General features: G+C 41.5%; 4 protein-coding genes and 1 tRNA gene. 2 read left to right on the forward strand and 3 right to left on the reverse strand.

What is annotated here, in order from left to right:
- On the forward strand, positions 1–1,021 hold a 1,021-nt coding region (locus tag ABIL00_08035), incomplete at its 5' end, for a T9SS type A sorting domain-containing protein (protein ID MEO0110706.1).
- A gap of 45 nt (positions 1,022–1,066) precedes the next feature.
- A tRNA-Thr gene (locus tag ABIL00_08040) sits at positions 1,067–1,138 on the forward strand.
- 1 nt (position 1,139) lies between these two features.
- On the opposite strand, the gene hypA is transcribed toward ABIL00_08040, so the two are convergent.
- The 3 genes from hypA to ABIL00_08055 all read right to left on the reverse strand — a co-directional run.
- Entirely contained in the window at positions 1,140–1,511 is a 372-nt protein-coding gene (gene hypA / locus ABIL00_08045; GenBank protein MEO0110707.1) for a hydrogenase maturation nickel metallochaperone HypA, read from the reverse strand.
- A complete protein-coding gene (gene hypB, locus ABIL00_08050; protein MEO0110708.1) occupies positions 1,511–2,185 on the reverse strand; it encodes a hydrogenase nickel incorporation protein HypB in 675 nt (224 codons plus the stop codon). The genes hypA and hypB overlap by 1 nt, the downstream gene beginning before the upstream one ends.
- 190 nt (positions 2,186–2,375) lie before the next feature.
- Positions 2,376–5,961 (reverse strand): T9SS type A sorting domain-containing protein (locus ABIL00_08055; GenBank protein MEO0110709.1); only part of this gene is annotated, 3,586 nt, incomplete at its 5' end.

The following is a 5,961-nucleotide window of genomic DNA, read 5'->3' on the forward strand; positions in this document are numbered from 1 at the left end:
GGTTCCTTTTGGTTTTGGAAAAAAGGTGAAGAAAGGAGGGGCGATAACTTCGGATGGCGAGCGATTCCTCTACATTACAAAGGGTTCAAATACCAGAGAGTTTTGGCGTTATGACACTCAGAATAAATTTTGGGATTCCTTGCCTTTGGTGCCGATTGGTGCCGGCAAAAATCTGAAAGGTGGCACGGGTATGGCTTATCTCAATGGTTTTGTTTATCTCTTAAAGGGTTCAAAGACCAATGAGTTCTATGCCTTTGACTGCGCCAATAACACCTGGATTGAGACTCTACCAAAAGCACCAGAAGGCACTTATAAAGGCAAAGGTTATGGCGATGGCTCTTGTTTAATCGCCTATGATGATAATACCCTCTATGCATTAAGGGGTAAGTATAATGAGTTCTATAAGTATGACATCTTGGCTCATACCTGGGAAAAAGATTCTTCTATGCTTTTCACTCATCCAATGTGGAATAAGAAGAAGAAGGTTGGCGAAGGTGCGGCAATGACCTTAAAGAGTGGCAAGATTTGTGCCTTCAAGGGAAACAATACCAAAGAGTTCTGGTCATTTGACCCAACGACTAAGTGGGCAGGCTTAGAGACAATCCCCAAACTCCCGGATAAGAAATATGTGAAGGGTGGTGGTGGACTCTGTACTTGGGTTGATGGCACAATCTATGCCTTAAAGGGAAATAATACCACTTCCATTTGGAAATATACCAGTGAAGATTTAACTTTGGTCCTTCCTTCACCGAATATCGGAACTCAGGAGTTAACTCATAGGACTTTTATCCAAATTAACTCCAATCCGACCAAGTGCTTAACCAAGGTCTACTACAATCTGCCGAAGAGAGAAGTTGCGGTCTTAAAGATTTATAACACCTTAGGAAATTTAGTTTATTCGGCAAAGAGCGATAAAGGTAAATTTACAATAAAGAAACTACCAGCAGGAATTTATCTCTTACGGTTTGAATCCGCCTCCGGTGGATACAAAGAAGAGAAGAAGTTAATCGTTGTCAAGTAAATAAATTTTTGACTTTTATCCCGTCTTTATTATTATATTAAAGGTGCCGGCGTGGCTCAGGGGTAGAGCAGCGGTTTCGTAAACCGCAGGTCGGCGGTTCGAATCCGCCCGCCGGCTTCTAATCAACCTCTAAGGCTTCAATCTCACAATCTCTTCCTCTAATGATTTCAATCTTTACCCCTTCGCACTTCGGGCAGGCAAAAACAGGAAGAACAAAATGGAAAGAAGGTTCCTCTTTTAAGGGAATTGGACCTTCATAACCACAATTTTGACATCTTAATTGAGCAGGAACTTCCTTAACTAAAATCTCTGCCTTTTCGCCCACCGTTCCTTTTAACCCTTCCTCAATCCAGAACTTTAACTGTTCACCATTCAGAAAGGTCAATTCGCCAACTGCCAATTTTATCCGGTAGATTCTTTTTACATCTTCTTTTTCTATTACCTTTTTAATCGTCTTGATTATTGATTGGGCGGTGGCAAATTCGTGCACTATCTTTTTAAACCCAAACCGGCAATCACCTCCGAAATCCCTTCCCCTTTCTTCGCCATCGTGGGAATGACCTCTATCTTCGGTTTTAGAGTTAGAATCTCTTTTTTCAATTTACTAAAAGAAACACCCATCTTCTTTGCCAAATCCTTCTTATTGACCACAACCAAATCCGCATCAAGAAAGATATAGGGATGTTTCAAAATAATATAGGGACCCTCGCTAAAAGAGACAACCACAATCCTTTTTTGACTTCCCAAGGGAAATTCTGCGGGACAGATTAAATTTCCCACATTCTCAATGAAGATGAGGTCAAGACTTTTTAAGGGCAATTCCTTTAATGCCTTCTTAATCAGATTGGCATCCAGATGACATTCCTTTCCGGTATTAACCTGAATAACCTTTGCCCCGGCTTTTGATAAACTATCGGCATCAATCGTTGTCGTCAAGTCGCCGGCAATTGCCGCGATCCGATATTTTTTCCTTAATCTTTTTACCATTTGAGCAATGAGGGTTGTCTTACCGGAACCAACCGAACCCATCACATCAATCGCCAGGATATTATGCTCATCAAGAACTTTTCGGTTCTCTTCCGCTATCTTCCGATTTTCCCTTAAAAGACCCTCCTCCAATTCAATATCAAAAACTTCTCCTTCCTTACTTCTTATTATCTTCATAACCTATTTTAATTAAAATATATCAATTAGCAAGAGTAAGTAATTTACTACCCTTAATCCCTCGGGGTCATCACTTAATTGGACTTGCTTAACACCTCTAAATAATAAGTTGTCAGCAAGGGGAATTCCTCACTAAAATAAAAAACGCCCCCGAAATTTCCGGGGGCGTCTCCTCTTTAGAGAAATTGGGCTACTTCACAACGATTAATTTCTTCTCTTCTTTGTATCCGACGGAGGCGAACTCAAACCGTAAGAGATAAATTCCCGCTGGTAGTTTCTTAATCTCAAACTCACCTTTATCACTCTTCGAGGAATAAACCAAACTTCCTAAGGTATTATAGATTTTGAGAGTAGCAACCTCTTTTTTCGGTAAATGATAATAAACCTTGGTTAAGCCCTTGGTCGGATTGGGTACTACCGAAATTCCGATCTTTTTCTCTGAAACATTTTCCATTGCCGCTGAAGTTAACTCTTTAACTAAGATACCGGATGCCGGATAATAGAAGAACTCATTGGTATTATTACCGATAAGGCAGAAAAGACCAGAAGCGTATTCCGAACTGGTTAATGACCGGCCGCATTTTATCCCTTTTGTCGCCTCTGTAATATCACCAAGATATTGCCAAGAATTATTATTCGGATTGTAAGCCCAGAACTCTTTGGTATTACCGCCTTTCACCGCATAGACCCTGCCATTGAACCATTCAATACAACCACCCTCCTTCACCTTTTTCTTCTTATTTACCGCCACTAAAGGAAGGGATTCAAGTGTCACCCAAGTTGGAGATTCCGCACTCAGGTCGCAGAACCAGAAGTAATTCTTCTTACCACCGCCTTGGAGGAAATAAATCTTTCCCCCATCAGCATAAGTGAGACCACTACCAACCTTTGCCTTCTCACAAGGTAAGTTTTGGGGAAGCGCATTCTCCCAATTACCAGTCTCAAGATTAAATCTCTTCCATTCGTTATTGCTGGCGCCACTTCCGGCATAGATATAATTGCCACCGTAGTTCACATAACAGGCAAATCCGCCTTTCATCCCCTTGGTGAAACCGGGCTCATTGAGAGGAGACCAGGAATTAGAAGAAGGATCATATTTATAGAACTCATTTGTGCCACCACCCTTAAAGACATAGACATATTCTTCATCGTCAACGATATAGGCGCCTTTCTTCACCTTCTTATTCCGCTCCCCGCTCGGTAGAGAACAGGCAACCGACCAGGAATTACTATTGATATTATAGCGCATAAAGTCTTTGGTATTATTCCCCAAGATGAGATAGACATTTTCACCCAAAGCCGTAATACCACCACCACCTTTCACCTTCTTATTGCTCAATTGCCCACTAACCTCAGGCATCTTCTCCCAATTGGCATAGCCGGGTAAAGAGGCTTCAATAATTGAGAAACCCCAGGCGCTTCCGATATAACCATAAGAACCTAAGGCATGGACCGCCATATAATCATCACATGCTGGTTTATAGTAGCCAAAAAGGGTAGGATTTGCCGGATTTGACACATCAATCACTCTGAGACCTTTTTCATCGGCTACAATAAAGGCATACTCCTTGATCGGCAAACCACCACGGGTGACGGAAACTTCTGTGTACCAAAAATTCTCTTCCTGATATTGCCCCAAGAAGTCGGGGTTTTCCGGATTGGTTATATCATAGATTTTAAGGAAAGCGTTTGGGTAAATACTTCCAATAAGGTAAAGGCGATTGCCAAAAACCGAAAGACTATGCGGATAGAAATCTCCTGTGGAAACAAAGCGCACAAGAGATGGTGCATTAGGGTCCAAGACATTAATTATATAGAAGCCGGAAGAACCGGTTGAAGAATTATAACCAGAGATATAAGCATAAGAACCGGAGATAACGATATCGTCAAATAAATACCCATCATCTGGATAAAAGAAACCTCTTGGTGCAGGAGAGTTCGGATTACTAATATCCAAAATCTGAAGGAAATTCCACATAAGATAAGCATAATTATCGGAGACTTTAACATTCCAGAAATATCCGGGGTAGGTGCTTCTCCTTTGGGGAATTTGGGGATTTGAGATGTCAATGATATATAAAGAATCCCAAGCAAGGACATAGGCATAACTGTTTCTCACATCCAGAGCACGCGCTCCGCTGAGAATATATTTTCCAACACTCTGGGGATTATTCCTGGGAACAATTCTTATCACCTGAAGACCGGAATCAGAGGCGACATAGGCATATGTTCCTGAGACAAAAACATCTCGGATTTCATTTCCTTCTTCTCCTTCTTCAAATTCGTATTCTCCGGCTAAAAAGACACCACCAGTTGGGTCGGTTAGGTCAATCACCTTAAAGCCATCACCAACAACATAGCCATAGGTTTTAACCGGACCAACCCTCACCCGAACATCTCTCGCTTCTACATTGGCAATGCCAATCCGGTAAGGATTATGTGGGTCGGCAATATTAATAATCTTTAAGCCATCCCCACTGGCAATATACGCATAGTTCCCAAGGACAAATATTGCATTACCACCTTCCCGCAGCCGAGCCAAAAGACTTGGACTTTCTGGATTAGAAACATCAATAATACCAAAAGCCCTTTTCCAAAATTCATCATAGCCAACAACATAGGCATAATCCCCTGAGACATAGACATCCCAAATATGCCAATCAGTGAATGAGCCAACGAACCCGGGATTAGACGGGTTAGAGATGTTGATAATATAAAGACCCTCATCGCAGCCAACATAGGCGAGGTCATTCTGAACAAAGACCTTATTGGCAGAAATCCCTTCATAAGAACCAACTTCATTAGGAGAGGATGGGTCAGAGACATCTATTATCCGTAGACCGAAATTCCAATCCGCAACATAGACATAAGGGAAAGAGAAAGCAACACCCATTGCCCAATTTGCCGGGCATTCGCCACAAATATAAGGATCATGAGGATTATTTGGGTCAAAAAAGTCAATTATCCTTAAACCTATATAAGCATCCGCGACATAGGCATACCTATCAGAGACAACAACATCCTGAGGATAATAATTTAAAGTAAGAGAACTAATCTCCTCAGGATTTGCTGGGTCGGTAATATCAATAATATGAAATTCGGCTGGCCAACTACTTACCGCATAAGCATAATCTCCCTGAATATCAACCCCAATTCCATCCCAATTTCCGCAACCACCAACGACCGGTGGTCCGAAATCATTAGCATCATAGATAAAGAGAAAATTCTCACCCGTGAGGTAAATCATCCGATTCTGAACAGAGAGTCCATCACCTTCTTCCGTAATCTCACCATCAGTTTCAAGATGGCAGACTAAAATAGGGTTTTCTGGATTATAAATATTAATGATGAATACCTCGTTGTCTGCTGCTAAGTAAGCATAATCACCTTCTATCTCCATCGTTAGACCATAGACATCTGCCAACTGGGTAACAAGAGAAGGGTTTTGTGGGTCAGAGATATCAATCACATAAAAACCATCTTCACCAAAGACAAAGGCATAATTCCCTTGAACTTTACAGTCCCAAATATCATAAATTGGCAGAGAACTCATTTCGGTTGGATTTGTCGGGTCTGATAAATCAATAATGGCAAAAAATGCCCAGTCTTTAATCACATAGGCATAGGAACCAGAGACCGCAATCTGCCAGCAGGGGTTATCATATTGAAGATAGCCAACATTAGTTGGTGGCTGGGTTGTGATATCAACAACCCGGAATCCCTTTTGGTCACCAATATAAGCATAATTTCCCTGCACCACCACATCATAAAGGGTA

The organism is candidate division WOR-3 bacterium (assembly GCA_039801905.1).
Classification (GTDB): domain Bacteria; phylum Hydrothermota; class Tepidihabitantia; order Tepidihabitantales; family JBDRVQ01; genus JBDRVQ01.

Excerpts from the sequence above, each read along its gene's own strand:
- hypB (MEO0110708.1), bottom strand. The coding sequence starts at position 2,185 with ATGAAGATAATAAGAAGTAAGGAAGGAGAAGTTTTTGATATTGAATTG.